The sequence below is a fragment of the Microcoleus sp. genome (genome assembly GCF_041354475.1).
Classification (GTDB): Bacteria; Cyanobacteriota; Cyanobacteriia; order Cyanobacteriales; family Microcoleaceae; genus Microcoleus.
The window spans coordinates 12,754-26,473 of sequence record NZ_JBGJZU010000082.1; the positions used below are offsets into that span (position 1 = coordinate 12,754).

Below are 13,720 nucleotides of genomic sequence, written 5' to 3' on the forward strand. Positions count from 1 at the left end.
ACATCTCCATACTTGTGGCTAAAATCAAATCCTGTATTCATGAGAATCATTCATATCTCTCCCCTTTCTCTGGTTCCTCTGCGTACTCTGCGGTAAAAAAATCCGATAGTAAGCCCATGAGACATCTCCATACTTGTAGCTAAAATCAAATCCTGTATTCATGAGAATCATTCATATCTCTCCCCTTTCTCTGGTTCCTCTGCGGTGAAACAATTCCGATCCAAACCGCTGACGATAAAGCAATTCTAATTGACCCCCATACTCCAGAAACAAAGCTCGTTGCTGCTGATAAAAACCTCGAAACAAATTGGCAAAAAATAAAGTAAAAATAGCAACAATTAACCCCGTGGCTGTAGAAACCAAAGCTTCACTAATACCCCCAGTAACACCAGCCGTACTACCACCACCAACCTCTCCAATTTTGAGCGCAGCAAAGGAGTTAATTAGTCCCAGAACAGTCCCTAATAAACCCAATAAAGGTGCCAGACTAATAATTGTTTCAAAAACTGTATGGAAGCGTTTTAATGAAGCTAATTCTGCATGAGCAGTAGTTTCCAAAGCCAAACGAAAATCTTCAACACTTGGCTGGTGCAATTGTAGCGCAGCTAAAAAAATGCGGGACACCGGAAGGTCGGCATTTTTCTCAAGACAAGGAATCAGCTTTTTTTTCACTACTTCCGACTTAGGAAAACGGGAATAGGAGTTGAGAAATTGCCGGATAATTGCATCTTGACGGCGGAGTATTTGCCACCAAAAGAATAGTCTTTCTAATATGAGAGTGGCTGCGAGGATAGAAAATCCTAGCAGCGGTACCATGACAATACCACCGGAAATTAATAGACGCAGCATATTGATTCTTGGTTGGATAACGCCGTTGCTATTGTCTTCCTGATGGTACGAGAGCAATTCCGTAAAGTTAAGTTATTTTTTTACTCCCTTGAGGCGATCGCACTTTAAAATTTCTCCATCAAGTATTTTTCCTCAGCATAAACATCTCGCAACTGTTGAAGCGCTGTAGCAGCAATTACGGATTTAACACTACCCACCACCAAGCCCCACTCCCGCAAGCTGTCAACTGAAACCGCCCCTTTAAAATTGTACGTGTAAAATTTAGTCCAAAATACAGGTGCTTTCGTGCATTTCCAGCGTTTGTACCAGGCGAGATAATCGCGAGGTACGGGGGGATTTACTCCCACAATAGGGGGGAAATCGGCGTAACTGACAAAACGACTCAAGCCTTTTGCGTGAACATATACAATGTTGTGACAACATTCGATGCGATAAATCTGATCTGGTGAGATGTTGAACAATAGCGCTACAGTTTCTTCAGTCACAAATCTCGATCGCGGATTGACAACTAAAGACTTATGAATAATTTTAGATGCGGCGATCGTTGAAGATCTTGACTGATTTTCATATATCATGGTAGTTGCATATCCTGGTGGTACGTCAATTTTTTAGATGCAGCAATAATCGAACGCAATTGCCTGATTGTCAAGTATGGGTTGAGTCAGAATCAGAGTTCGAGAACTAGCAGCCGAAAGAGGCTGGACATTCAAAGAAGTTGCTGAGCGTTCTGGTGTAGTATACAGCACAATTACTACCTATGCTAGGCGATCGTCCATATCAATGGTTGACTTTAGGGCGATCGACAAATTAGCGCGGGCTTTTGGCGTGATGATAGAAGATGTAGTAGAGATTATTGAAGAAGGAGTTAAGTAGAGCGCCACCAAATGCGATCGGCTATCATAAAAATAACCCCCTTGCAGCAACGCATCAGGAGCACCCTCAAATGTCAGATCCGATTACCTTGGGCTTACTTTTCACAGTCGCTTGGCAAGGCATTCTCGGCACTCAAGTCAATGATGCAGCAAAGCATCTCTGTTTGACCGGGATAAAAAAGATATCACGAAACGGAAAAATTGTCAATCACGATTTAGAAAAAGCACTGAAAACATCTTTCCTGAAAGCTCAACAACAAATCGCCTCAGAATGCAAACAGGAAATAGACCCCAAAAATACAGCGAACCGAGAGAGTTTTGCCTATTCCCTGCAAGATAGGCGCAGGGACTTTGATTGGTTGAAACGAAAGCTCGAAAAGCTCAAATTAGAATTAGAACAAGTTAACAAAGAAACAGTCCCGTCAGGGATTCCCATTGCAGGTTTAGATGAGATAGAATTGCTGCTGACTGCCACAGATGAGTTCAAACAGAATCGGGTTGAAAAACTCAACCAAAAACTGCTGGCAGTCGCCCTAGAAAATTGCGATGTCGCACCCTACAAAACTAAGTTAGAGCAAGAATTATTTGATTTATTATCAGCATACTTTGCTCAGGAAGTCAAGGAAAATGACAAAGTTTTTCAGATTTTTACCGGGCAGAGTTTAACGCGGATTGATAGCAGAACCCAAGAGATGTATGCTTGGCTGGAGGAGATAGTTGAAAAGAGCCGGATTGCTTACGTGCCGATTGATTGGCGGGATATTTGCCAGCAGATTTTAGACGAGAAAGAACAGCAGCGACTTAGTAGCAATCAATTGACTTTTGGCAACCATCAAATTGATGATGTTTACGTGCCGCTGGGATTGGTGGAACGGCACAAAGTGACTCAGCAGCGGGAGAATCTTGGGGCTGAGGAAGGTTCGGATTTGTATCGAGAAAAAGAAGTTACTCAAACATTTGAACATAGCGAGTTTCTCGAACAAGTAATCCAGCAAGGAATTAGCCCAAAAAGCAATGGGAAGCGGTTAGGAATTATTGGGGAACCGGGGGCGGGAAAAACAACGCTGTTGCGGCAGATTGGGAATTGGGTAGCGACGGGCATTTCGGAGGCTATAGTAATTTGGGTATCCTTGGCAGATTTGCAGGGGAAGGAATTAGAAACCTATTTATTTGATAATTGGCTGTTGGCGGCAATTAAGAGAATTGGGAAGGCTGAGGCGACGGCGGAAATTAAGGATGATTTTTTAGCACAGTTTAATGCCGATCGCGTATGGTTGGTGTTGGATGGGGCGGATGAGATGGCTGCGGGAGATGGGAATCCTTTGGCGGAAATTGAGCGGCAAATTAGGACTGGGGGCTGTATTCAAAGGGCGCGAATTGTGCTAAGTTGTCGGCAGAATGTCTGGGATGCGATCGGCTCTGCGTTAGATAGTTTTGATACTTATCGCACTCTGGAGTTTTCCTATCCCGAACAAGTGGAAATGTTTATTGATAAATGGTTTTTAACCCTCGCTAACCCGCAGTTTGGAACCCCCCCTAACCCCCCCTTGGTAAGGGGGGGGACAAGAGAAGATGGGGAGCAGACAAGAGAAGATGAAACTCTTGCTCCCCCCTTAGCAAGGGGGGCTGGGGGGGTGCTTTCTCAACAATTACCAGAATTAGATGAAACTCTTACTCCCCCCTTAGCAAGGGGGGCTGGGGGGGTGCTTTCTCAACAATTACCAGAATTAGATGAAACTCTTGCTCCCCCCTTAGCAAGGGGGGCTGGGGGGGTGCTTTCTCAACAGCTACGGGAAGCATTAGCAGCATCAGGAAAAGAGCGAATTCGAGATTTAGTAAAAAATCCCCTGAGATGTTCGCTATTGTGCGGCACTTGGCAATCCTTGGATGGGGATTTGCCGGATACTAAGGCTAAACTTTATCAGCGGTTTGTGACTACTTTGTATCAGTGGAAAAAACCGCGCCTGAATTGGAGTCAGCAGCAGGATTTGAATGCGGCTTTGGGGAAATTGGCACTGGCTGGGATGTTAAATGAAACGTCGCGGTTTCAGTTGCGAGAAAGTGTGGGATATCGGGTGATGGGTGCATCGCAGTTTGAGTTAGCTTGTCGTTTGGGTTGGCTGAATTTAGTGGCGAGGGATGGGGAGACGCTGGAGGGGATTTATGCTTTTTACCATCCGACGTTTCAGGAATATTTTGCGGCGTTGGCGGTTGAGGATTGGCACTTTTTCTTGAATCATTTTCCTAAGAATCCGCAGCATCCTGATGCTCGATATCGCATTTTTGAGAAGCAGTGGAAGGAGGTTATTTTGCTGTGGTTGGGGCGTGAGGAGGTTGGGAAGGAGGAGAAGGAAGGGTTTATTAAGGCGTTGGTTAAGTTTAAGGTTGGGTGGGATAAATTTTATGGATATCAGGCGTATTTTTTAGCGGCTGCGGGGATTGCTGAGTTTAAGGATTGCAGTCTTGCTGATGGGATTGTGTCGCGAATTGTTAAGTGGGGATTTGGTTATTTTGATGAGGAAAAACAGGAGTGGCAAACATTTCCAGATCCACTGGCAGACAGTTCATGCGATATACTGAAGGAGACGGATCGGAAAAGGGCGATCGCCGCTTTAGTCGAGTTAATCCGAAATTTAGGCGATCAACCTATCCGGCGGGGGCTAGTGGGATATAGCTTAGGAAAAATAGACAAAGATAACCCAGTTGCGCTCTCCTCTTTGATCGAGTTAATCCGCAATTCAGGTGATGAAAATATTCGGTTGCTAGCGGCATATAGCTTAGGAAGAATAAGCAAAGATAACCCAGTTGTGATCGAAGCTTTAGTCGAGTTGCTTCGTACTTCTCAGGATGAAAATACCCGGAGGGAAACGGCAGATAGCTTAGGGAAAATAGCCAAATATAGCCCAGTTGCCATCGAAGCTTTAGTCGAGTTGATCCGTACTTCTCAGGATGAAAATACCCGGAGGCAAGCGGCAAAAAGCTTAGGAGAAATAGGTGAAGATAACCCAGTTGCAATCTCCGGCTTAGTCGAGTTAATTCGCAATTCATGCGAACAAAATACCCGGATAACAGCGGCAAATAGCTTAGGAAAAATCGACACAAACAACTTAGTTCTACTTGCAAGTTTCGATCAACTTAGTGGTACTTCTTTAAATGAAAAGACCATGATTAAATTGGCATATGATTTAGCTAAATCATTAATAAATAACTCTATTACACTCGCAAATTTTGATAATTGCGACGAGCTTATTGGTACTTCTGAGGATGACAATACCTGGAGGAATGTCGTAAATAGCTTAGAAAAAATCTACAAAGATAACTCTGTTGCGCTCTCATCTTTAGTCGAGTTAATCGGTACTTGTCAAAATGAAAATACCCGGAGGAGAGCGGCAGTAAGCCTAGGGAAAATATGCAAAAATAACCCAGATGCCATCGCCACTTTAGTCGATTTAATCAGAAATTCAGAGGATAACATTGCCCGGTGGCAAGCGGCAGATATCTTAGGGGAAATCATCAAAGGTCAATACTTCGCGATCGCACTCTCAGGATTGAAAGATTGCCTAACTTCCGAAGCCCGCGAAAACGATTCTAATCTCTATGAAAGATGCTACCAAGCCATCTGGGCCTGTGCCCAAAACATGACTTACCCAGAATTTTATCAAGCATGGCACACCCAACCCACCAATTCTCCAATACCGGACAACCACCGACAAAATACAGACATCCCCACACTCCTCAAACAACTCCAACCCACCGATAAAACCTGGGTCGTTCCCCTCAACATTCGCGCCCTAGAAGGCGAAACCGATCCAAGCGCGATCGCCCAAGAGCTCTGTATCCAACTATATCAAACAATCTTCCCCGCAGATACAGACATCCCCGCCATTCGCAACGCCCCCGAATTCAAGCGATTAATTCCGCAACTCAAAAACCGCCTCCAAAAACAGCATATCGCCTTAATTTTGCACTCCTGTCCCTGCGAAGATGCGCTTTCATCTTTCACCCGCAAACTCGCCGACACTCACATGGGAATTCATATCGCTTGGATTACCGATACACCGCTGGAATGGCCGTTAACAGGTTTTCCGGTGGATGGAGATGATTTGTTGAATGCGGTGCACAATTGGATTGCGGGGATTGGTTCGTGATTCACAGGCCGGACACCCCACCGTGCCTTTCGTCGGGACAAATTAACGTTAAACCCAGTCACAGATTGCTGTTTGACTCTTAAATCTCGATCCCCCCTAGCCCCCCTTAGTAAGGGGGGGACAAGAGTCTACTCAAAGTCCCCCTTCTTAAGGGGGATTTAGGGGGATCGAGATTATGGTAAAAGCGAGATTTCTTAAAGGTTGGAGTCTTAAGTTGACACCTATGGGCAATGCCGTTTCCCGAAAGGTATTACAACAACGTGCGATCGACCAAAAACAAATATCAACAAATCCTTTAACCTACAATACTAATTTACCGATGCCATCAACCGAGCCTCCCCAAGACCCTCCCAAACCATGTCCAAGCAAAAAAAGACTAGCCCCAAAAACTACACTGAAATCAACCTCAGTGACCCCCAATACTACTTCAACCGAGAACAAAGCTGGCTAGAATTCAACAACCGAGTCCTCCACGAAGCCCTAGACCCCCGCACACCCCTCCTAGAAAGACTCAAATTTCTGGCTATTTTCAGTTCCAACCTCGACGAATACTTCATGGTGCGAGTAGCAGCCCTCAAACAGCAAGTAGAAGCAAAAGTCCGCAAACTCACCTCCGATGGCAGCACCCCCCAACAACAACTAGATGCCATTAGCAAACGACTTTTGCCCATGGTTTCCCAGCAACACTCCTATTTTGAGCAAACTCTCCGCCCCAAATTAGCAGCCAGCGGCATCCACATTCTCGACTACATAGACCTCAATCAAGAACAACGCACATACCTACATCGCTACTTCAAAGAACAAGTATTCCCCGTACTCACACCCCTAGCCGTTGACCCCAGTCACCCATTCCCCTTTCTTTCCAATCTCAGCCTCAATTTAGCAGTAGTAGTCAGGGACCCGGATACCCAGGAAGAATTGTTTGCCCGCGTCAAAGTACCGCAAGTCTTGCCGAGGTTTTTGCCCTTGCCGGCCGATTTGCAATGGCAACAAAGAGGCAAATCTGCTGTCTGGACTGGGGTGCCGCTAGAACAGGTAATTGCTCACAATTTAGATGCCCTGTTTCCGGGGATGGATATTCAGGAATATCACCCCTTCCGTATTACTCGTAATGCAGACTTGACAGTGGAGGAAGATGAGGCAGAGGATTTGCTGCTAGCCATCGAACAGGAACTCCGCAAACGCAGGTTTGGAGGTTCTGCGGTACGCCTGGAAATCCAAGCGATTATGCCACCTGGTCTGCGAGATATGCTCATGGACGAGTTGGATCTAGGAGAACAAGATGTTTACGTCGTAGAAGGGCTGCTAGGCCTCAAGGATTTGATGTCCTTTGTCGGACTGCCTGTGCCGGAACTGAAAGACCCCCCATGGAGTCCCGTAGTCCCTGTCCGTTTGCGAAACCCGGAAGCCGGAAGAATTGACGAGTCCATCAGCCATTCTGAGGAGATGGAAGATATTTTTACCGCCATCCGCCGGGGCGATATTATGTTGCACCATCCATATCACTCTTTTGCTGCTACGGTGCAGCGGTTTATTACTGAGGCGGCGCGCGATCGCTCTGTATTAGCGATTAAGATGACTTTATACCGCACTTCTGGTGATTCGCCGATCGTCAGTGCCTTAATTGAAGCAGCACAAAATGGTAAGCAGGTAGCTGTTTTAGTAGAGCTCAAAGCTAGATTCGACGAAGAAAACAATATTAATTGGGCTCGCAAGTTAGAACAGGCCGGAGTTCATGTAGTTTACGGTTTGGTGGGGCTCAAGACCCACACCAAGATTTTGATGGCGGTACGACGAGAGGACGGGTGCATTCGGCGCTACGTCCACATCGGTACTGGGAATTATAATCCCAAGACCGCCGGACTTTATACTGATGTGGGTTTGTTGAGTTGTCGGGAGGATTTAGGTTCAGATTTGACGGACTTGTTTAATTATTTAACTGGTTATTCACGGCAGGTATCTTATCGTAATTTATTGGTAGCACCGGTCAATATGCGCGATCGATTTTTGGCCCTGATTCGTCGCGAGGCAGAATTTTGTCGCTTGCAAACTGAAAATGGTCACAGTACCTGTGGTCGCATTGTCGCTAAAATGAATGCTTTAGTGGACCCTCAAATCATTGTTGCTTTGTACGAAGCTTCCCAAGCGGGGGTGAAAATTGATTTGATTATTCGGGGGATTTGCTGTTTGCGTCCCGGCATTGAAGGTGTCAGCGAAAATATCAAAGTTATCAGTATTATCGGTCGTTTTTTAGAGCATTCTCGGATGTTTTATTTTTTCAACGGTGGGAACGAGGAAGTTTATATTGGTTCTGCTGATTGGATGCAGCGGAACCTCACCCGCCGGGTTGAGGCGATTGTTCAGGTGGAAGACCCCACAATTGCCATGGAGTTGCAAGAAATCTTGGGGGTGATGCTGGCGGACAACCGCCAAGCTTGGGATTTGCAGCCTGGAGGTCACTATTCTCAGCGACGGCCACCTGTTAATTGCCCGGAAGTGAGTTCTCAGCAAATTTTGATGGATATGGTAATGAATTAGTTATTGGTTATTGGTTATTGGCTGATTCCCAATCCCCAATTCTTTCCCCCCTTGGGGGGGTTGCCCAACTCCCCATTCCCCATTCCCCATCCCCAATTCTTTCCCCCCTTGGGGGGGGGCAGGGGGGGTTGCCCAACTCCCAATTCCCAACTCCCAACTCCCAATTCCCCATTCCCAATCCCCCATTCCCCATCCCCAATTCTTTCCCCCCTTGGGGGGGGGCAGGGGGGGTTGCCCAATCCCCAACTCCCAATTCCCCATTCCCAATCCCCAATTCCCCTTAACTAAAAGTGCGTTTGAATTCTTCTAACAAATCATCAATTTCTTCTATCGCCTGACTCACATCTATTCTCAAGGCGCCCAAATCGGTTCTATCTAGTAGTCGCACTAGCGATTCCCGCTTGCTCTCGATTTCTGCTACGCGCTCTTTGATTGTTTGTGCATCCATGGTTTTTTCCCTTATTTCCTATACATTACCAGCATTTTTCTTGTAGTTATTCTTCCCAAATCAACCTCAAACATTCCATGAAATTGAATTGGTTGGAATCTCTGTATTTTACAACAAAATCTCTAACCTTGTCTAGTATATAGCCATTAATGTTGTGTTTTTACTCCATCAATATAGGAATTTTGTGGCTATTTTTCCCTCAATTAGCCTTTTCTATAAATTTCAAATTCAGCAACGAACTTGAAGTTTTAGGCCCCCACTACCCTAGCGCCGGCAACACCAGAGTTGGCGAACATCAGCGCAAAAAAGGAGGACGTTTGCTATCTGTGGTCTTGTTTTTCATCATTTCCGCTAAAAATCGCTTGAGAGCTTTTTCACGATTTTTCATAAACGCAGCCCAAAACCCTGGTTGATATTCATCCATTGTCTTGGCTAAGGCCCAGACATCTATGGCTAAGATGTTGTAAAGCCTTTCATCTTCGCGCTTGAGCGAGTTAATTTGCTCTAGAACCGACTTGTTTGCTCCAGGAGTTTGTTTGTCTTCGTCTTTTATCATGTCTAAAAAATTGGTTAAAAGGGTAAGAGGGTCGATCGCAACCCAAATCTATATAATTTAATGATACTGGTGATATCGATCGCCTTCTGGAACCAAAGACACACCATGAACACGGATATTTACAGGTGTTGGCGACAAGTCGAGCGGGAGATTTTTTTTGAAGCTAGAGACCTGATGTGGGATGTATCTGAGCCCGCGCTCTTAGAGCTTAGCAGTTTTTGCAGGTATTTTGTTTGACACTCCGGGTGCGTGAACGCACGGGGATTCTTGGTTCAGCCAGTCGATTTGCCCGTTGATGTCGCCACCAACGAGTAGAGATCGGCCTGTCCCCAAGCGTTAATTTCGGCGTGCCCCGCCGTATTTAACATAATTCCTGCTTGTCTCAATCCTTTAGCCAAGATATTCTTCGCCGCATTGTGGTCTCGGTCTAATACCGCACCGCAACTACAAACATGAGTTCTGACTGACAGCGATTTTTGAACGCGATTTCCACAACTCGAACAATCTTGGGAAGTATACTGAGGGGCAACAGCAATCACTGTTTTACCGTACACCTTTCCAAAATATTGCAACCATTGAGCAAACTGCGACCACGCTGCATCGCTAATCGATTTAGCAAGTTTATGATTCTTCACCATATTCCTCACATCAAGGTCTTCGTAAGCTACGAAATCGCTAGATTTCAATACGCACAACGCCGTCTTGATGGCGAAGTCTTTACGTTGCCTGCTAACCTTTAAGTGTTTTCTGCCTAGCTTATTAATTGCTTTCTTGCGATTGCCTGAACCTTTCTTTTTCCGAGAAACCCTTTTCTGCAACCGCTTTAAAGCTTTTTCACTTTTACGCAAATGTCGAGGATTAGGAACTGCTTCCCCGTTGCTATCGGTATAGAAATGGTTTAATCCCACATCTATGCCAATAGCCTTGCCAGTAGGAACTATTTCCTCGGTCCGCTCTACGTTAATACAGAACTGAGCTCCGTAGCCATCGGCACGACGCACAACCCTGACTCGCTTAATCTCGGTAGGTGCATAAAAATGTAAATCCCGACTGCCAAGCAATCTAAACGTTCCAGCAGCAAAGCCATCCGTGAATGTCAGACATCTTTTATCGGTAGAAAGCTTCCAGCCTGATGTTTTATACTCAACGGAACGAGTGTACTTTTTGAATTGCGGATATCCCTTTTTCCCCGGCTTTTTAGCCTTGCAATTAGCAAAGAAGCGTTGGATCGCAAAAATGGCACGCTCAGCCGAAGCTTGACGCGCCATTGAGTTAAGTTTTCGGGCCCATTCAAACTCTTTCGCCATGATGGCGCATTGTTTGTACAGGTCTGACAATTTAACCGCTTGATTGTCGATCCAGTAGCTAAGAGCTTTGTTTCGGACAAACTGAGCTGTGCGGATCATTTCGTCTACGATCCGATATTGCTGTGCTTTGCCTTTTAGCTTAAACTCTAGTACAATCATGGAACGATCTTATCACGCTTATGGGCAATTATAGCTATAAAAGTTGCAATAGTTGAGAATCTTTACACTTGGAAAATTAAAGCCGTCCTATAAAGACGGGGCTTTAGACCCAATCTTTTGGTAAAATTTTGAATTTATTCAAGACTTTTTGACTGATAATAATAAAAGTATCTTATTGCTTGCAGCTAACTACCTGACTGATATGTTCCGTAAAATTTCTTTAGCAAACTTAGCCTTAGTTGTGGGCTGTATTTTAGCAGCAGTCGGTTTCGGCGCCTACTTCACAGACCGACCGACTCTAAATCTGGCGGGTTTTTTTTATGGTATTCCACTGTTGCTGGGGGGTTTAGCCCTCAAAGCTGCGGAACTCGAACCTGCGGAGTTTAGCGAACCCACTACTCCTGAAGTTCTACTCCTGAGAGAACACCAGGCCACGGAGACTCAAAACCAAGTTCGCAAAGATGTTACCCGATTTCGTTACGGTCAACCGGCTCACTTGGATGATGCTCTGGAACGCTTGGGTTTGGCCCCTACCGACGAGGAAAGACCGATGCTGCAAGGGTTACGGGAAGTTTCTCTCGATGGTGCCTATGGATTAATTCTAGAGTTTCATTCCCCCTTAATCCCGCTGGAACTCTGGGAAGAAAAACAGGCAAAAATAGCTACTTTTTTCGGTCCTGGTTTACACGCAAAAGTGAGTAAAACCGCTGAAGACCAAATCGAATTGGCTTTAATTACTGATGCGAAAGCTTAAATTAGTTAAAGAGAAGAGTTGGGCCTTGGGCCTTGGGCCTTGGGCCTTGGGAATTGGGCCTTGCAACCAACTAATAACTAATAACTAATAACTAACGACTTCCTGATTAAATCACAAGAGGTACAGATGGTTTCTTTAAACAGCAGGATAGGTATTATCGGCGCAGGAACATCGGGAGTTTATCTGGCGATTTTGCTGCGATTGCGTGGGATGCTGGCCAAGAAACAATCTGCTTTCGCGCCACAAAAACCCAAGATAACGCACTGATTACTTTTATGGAAACAATGACATTACTGGCAGAAAATCACCGAGTTCGTAGCACTCAAGCTTTTAAAGATGGCGTTTTTGATGGCATCTCATTTATTGAAGAAATGCGTCAGCCCTAAACAAATTACAATTAGCAAAAAACGGCTAATTTGTCAAGATAAATATTATGTGTCGGCTGCCTCTTTCTCTGCGCCCTCTGCGCCCTCTGCGGTTCAAGAGAAATAAGATTGCTATAGTGCCAAAATGAGGCTAACCAAACTTAATTAGCATTGACTTGCTAAGCGGGAACGAGTAATAAAACGTTCTCCCTCCGGCCCTTCTAGGGAAAAATCGCTGCCTCCTGGTCCCGATGCTACATCTATAATTAACTGCGTATGTTGCCAATATTCGTATTGCTGTGCTGCGATATAGAAAGGACAACCGCCTATTTCGCCGAGTAATACGTCCACATCACCAACTATCAATTCGCCCTTGGGAAAGCACATGGGGGAACTACCATCGCAGCAGCCACCGGATTGGTGAAACATCAATTCTCCGTGTTGGGTTTTGAGATAGTTGATTAATTTTAAGGCTGTTTGGGTGGCAGTGACTTTGGCGATTGTTTCCATTTTAGTCTGTTTGTTTAGCAGTTTTATTTCGTTTTTGAATTAGCTGTTTTTATTAACCGCAGAGGGCGCAGAGGGCGCAGAGGGCAGAGAGGAAGAAGGAGTTGAGTAATTTTTTAAGTTGGTCTTTTTTGCTTCTTCCTTTCTGGACTTTAAAATTTTAGAAGAAACCTAAAGCTTTGGGGCTGTAACTTACTAACAAGTTCTTGGTTTGTTGGTAGTGGTCTAACATCATTTTGTGGTTTTCGCGGCCGATTCCAGATGATTTGTAGCCGCCGAATGCTGCGTGGGCTGGATAGAGGTGGTAGCAGTTTGTCCAGACGCGACCGGCTTGAATGGCGCGGCCCATGCGATAGGCGGCGTTGATGTCGCGAGTCCAAACTCCTGCGCCTAAACCATAGAGTGTATCGTTGGCAATTTCTAAGGCTTGGGCTTCGTCTTTGAAGGTGGTGACTGCTAATACTGGTCCGAAGATTTCTTCTTGAAAAATCCGCATTTTGTTGTCACCTTTAAAGACTGTGGGCTGGAAGTAATAGCCTTCTTTTAAGTCCCCAGATAAGATGTTTCTTTCGCCGCCAATTAGGCATTCGGCGCCTTCTGCATGGCCAATTTTGACGTATTCGGCGATTTTTTCCATTTGGTTGATGGATACTTGTGCGCCTAGGGATGTTGTGGAGTCTAAGGGGTTGTTTTGTTTGATTTGGCGGATGCGGGAGAGGGCTTTTTCGATAAATTGGTCGTAGATTGATTCGTGAATTAAGGCGCGAGAGGGACAGGTGCAAACTTCTCCTTGGTTGAAGGCGAACATTACAAATCCTTCGACGGCTTTGTCGAGGAAATCGTCGTCTTTGGCGCAGATGTCTTCACAGAAAATGTTGGGGGATTTGCCGCCTAATTCTAGGGTTACCAAGAAATTGGGTCTAAAGCCCCGTCCTTGTAGGACGGCTTTTCTTTAACTTCCGGATCATCTCTCTAAGCACGTCATTTTGAGTGCGCTCCGATTTCTCGCAATATTTCAAAAGTATTTCATACTCTTCGTTAGAACACCGAACCGTTAATTTTTTAAGGCCGTCATATTGCTGTCAACCTATGGTAGAATACTAGCATGAAAACACTGAAGTTTAAACTCTACGCACACAAACGGAATAGACACCTCAAGCGCACAATTAATGCTGCTGGGGTGATTTATAACCATTGCATTGCCCTACACAAACGGT

Annotated in this window: 12 protein-coding genes and 1 pseudogene; 4 read left to right on the forward strand and 9 right to left on the reverse strand. The window is 45.3% G+C overall.

Features of this window, described 5'->3' with window-relative positions; all coding sequences use genetic code 11:
• Window positions 1-171: 171 nt before the first annotated feature.
• Complete coding sequence (locus tag ACBR23_RS23580; protein WP_371120097.1) at window positions 172-849, reverse strand: MotA/TolQ/ExbB proton channel family protein; 678 nt, start codon at window positions 847-849, stop codon at window positions 172-174.
• Between the two features lie 104 nt (window positions 850-953).
• On the reverse strand, window positions 954-1,424 hold the full coding sequence (locus tag ACBR23_RS23585; RefSeq protein ID WP_371117098.1) for a hypothetical protein: 471 nt from the start codon (window positions 1,422-1,424) through the stop codon (window positions 954-956).
• Window positions 1,425-1,515: 91 nt separating this feature from the next.
• Between ACBR23_RS23585 and ACBR23_RS23590 the strand changes: the two genes are divergently transcribed.
• The 3 genes from ACBR23_RS23590 (at window position 1,516) to ppk1 (ending at window position 8,407) form a co-directional block, all read left to right on the forward strand.
• Complete coding sequence (locus ACBR23_RS23590; RefSeq protein WP_371120102.1) at window positions 1,516-1,722, forward strand: helix-turn-helix domain-containing protein; 207 nt, start codon at window positions 1,516-1,518, stop codon at window positions 1,720-1,722.
• Between the two features lie 70 nt (window positions 1,723-1,792).
• Complete coding sequence (locus ACBR23_RS23595) at window positions 1,793-5,869, forward strand: HEAT repeat domain-containing protein (RefSeq protein WP_371125691.1); 4,077 nt, start codon at window positions 1,793-1,795, stop codon at window positions 5,867-5,869.
• Between the two features lie 357 nt (window positions 5,870-6,226).
• Window positions 6,227-8,407, forward strand: a complete 2,181-nt coding sequence (gene ppk1, locus ACBR23_RS23600) for a polyphosphate kinase 1 (protein ID WP_371120095.1) — start codon at window positions 6,227-6,229, stop codon at window positions 8,405-8,407.
• On the opposite strand, the gene ACBR23_RS23605 is transcribed toward ppk1, so the two are convergent.
• The 4 genes from ACBR23_RS23605 to ACBR23_RS23620 form a co-directional block, all read right to left on the reverse strand.
• Window positions 8,408-8,593 carry a hypothetical protein gene (locus ACBR23_RS23605; RefSeq protein WP_371120094.1) on the reverse strand — a complete coding sequence of 62 codons (186 nt, stop codon included), beginning with the start codon at window positions 8,591-8,593 and terminating at the stop codon, window positions 8,408-8,410.
• Window positions 8,594-8,687: 94 nt separating this feature from the next.
• A complete protein-coding gene (locus ACBR23_RS23610) occupies window positions 8,688-8,855 on the reverse strand; it encodes a hypothetical protein (protein WP_341737725.1) in 168 nt (55 codons plus the stop codon).
• A gap of 295 nt (window positions 8,856-9,150) precedes the next feature.
• Window positions 9,151-9,411, reverse strand: a complete 261-nt coding sequence (locus ACBR23_RS23615) for a hypothetical protein (protein WP_341734173.1) — start codon at window positions 9,409-9,411, stop codon at window positions 9,151-9,153.
• A gap of 272 nt (window positions 9,412-9,683) precedes the next feature.
• Complete coding sequence (locus ACBR23_RS23620; RefSeq protein ID WP_371117094.1) at window positions 9,684-10,877, reverse strand: RNA-guided endonuclease InsQ/TnpB family protein; 1,194 nt, start codon at window positions 10,875-10,877, stop codon at window positions 9,684-9,686.
• Window positions 10,878-11,079: 202 nt separating this feature from the next.
• Here ACBR23_RS23620 and ACBR23_RS23625 point away from each other — a divergent pair, with 202 nt between their 5' ends.
• On the forward strand, window positions 11,080-11,631 hold the full coding sequence (locus ACBR23_RS23625; RefSeq protein WP_371120101.1) for a DUF2854 domain-containing protein: 552 nt from the start codon (window positions 11,080-11,082) through the stop codon (window positions 11,629-11,631).
• A 530-nt stretch (window positions 11,632-12,161) separates the two neighbouring features.
• Here ACBR23_RS23625 and ACBR23_RS23630 read toward each other — a convergent pair.
• The 3 genes and pseudogenes from ACBR23_RS23630 to ACBR23_RS23640 form a co-directional block, all read right to left on the reverse strand.
• Window positions 12,162-12,506, reverse strand: coding sequence for a DUF779 domain-containing protein (locus ACBR23_RS23630; protein ID WP_341737728.1), 345 nt, complete (start codon window positions 12,504-12,506; stop codon window positions 12,162-12,164).
• Window positions 12,507-12,663: 157 nt separating this feature from the next.
• The gene (locus tag ACBR23_RS23635; protein WP_371120093.1) at window positions 12,664-13,413 is read right to left on the reverse strand and encodes an aldehyde dehydrogenase family protein; all 750 of its coding nucleotides are present in this window, start codon (window positions 13,411-13,413) and stop codon (window positions 12,664-12,666) included.
• A 10-nt stretch (window positions 13,414-13,423) separates the two neighbouring features.
• Window positions 13,424-13,549: pseudogene (locus ACBR23_RS23640) on the reverse strand (hypothetical protein); the annotation flags it as partial.
• Window positions 13,550-13,720: the final 171 nt, after the last annotated feature.

Coding starts and splice junctions, on each gene's coding strand:
- ACBR23_RS23580 (WP_371120097.1), bottom strand. CDS start 849: ATGCTGCGTCTATTAATTTCCGGTGGTATTGTCATGGTACCGCTGCTA.
- ACBR23_RS23585 (WP_371117098.1), bottom strand. CDS start 1,424: ATGATATATGAAAATCAGTCAAGATCTTCAACGATCGCCGCATCTAAA.
- ACBR23_RS23595 (WP_371125691.1), top strand. CDS start 1,793: ATGTCAGATCCGATTACCTTGGGCTTACTTTTCACAGTCGCTTGGCAA.
- ppk1 (WP_371120095.1), top strand. CDS start 6,227: ATGTCCAAGCAAAAAAAGACTAGCCCCAAAAACTACACTGAAATCAAC.
- ACBR23_RS23605 (WP_371120094.1), bottom strand. CDS start 8,593: ATGGGGGATTGGGAATGGGGAATTGGGAGTTGGGAGTTGGGAATTGGG.
- ACBR23_RS23610 (WP_341737725.1), bottom strand. CDS start 8,855: ATGGATGCACAAACAATCAAAGAGCGCGTAGCAGAAATCGAGAGCAAG.
- ACBR23_RS23615 (WP_341734173.1), bottom strand. CDS start 9,411: ATGATAAAAGACGAAGACAAACAAACTCCTGGAGCAAACAAGTCGGTT.
- ACBR23_RS23620 (WP_371117094.1), bottom strand. CDS start 10,877: ATGATTGTACTAGAGTTTAAGCTAAAAGGCAAAGCACAGCAATATCGG.
- ACBR23_RS23625 (WP_371120101.1), top strand. CDS start 11,080: ATGTTCCGTAAAATTTCTTTAGCAAACTTAGCCTTAGTTGTGGGCTGT.
- ACBR23_RS23630 (WP_341737728.1), bottom strand. CDS start 12,506: ATGGAAACAATCGCCAAAGTCACTGCCACCCAAACAGCCTTAAAATTA.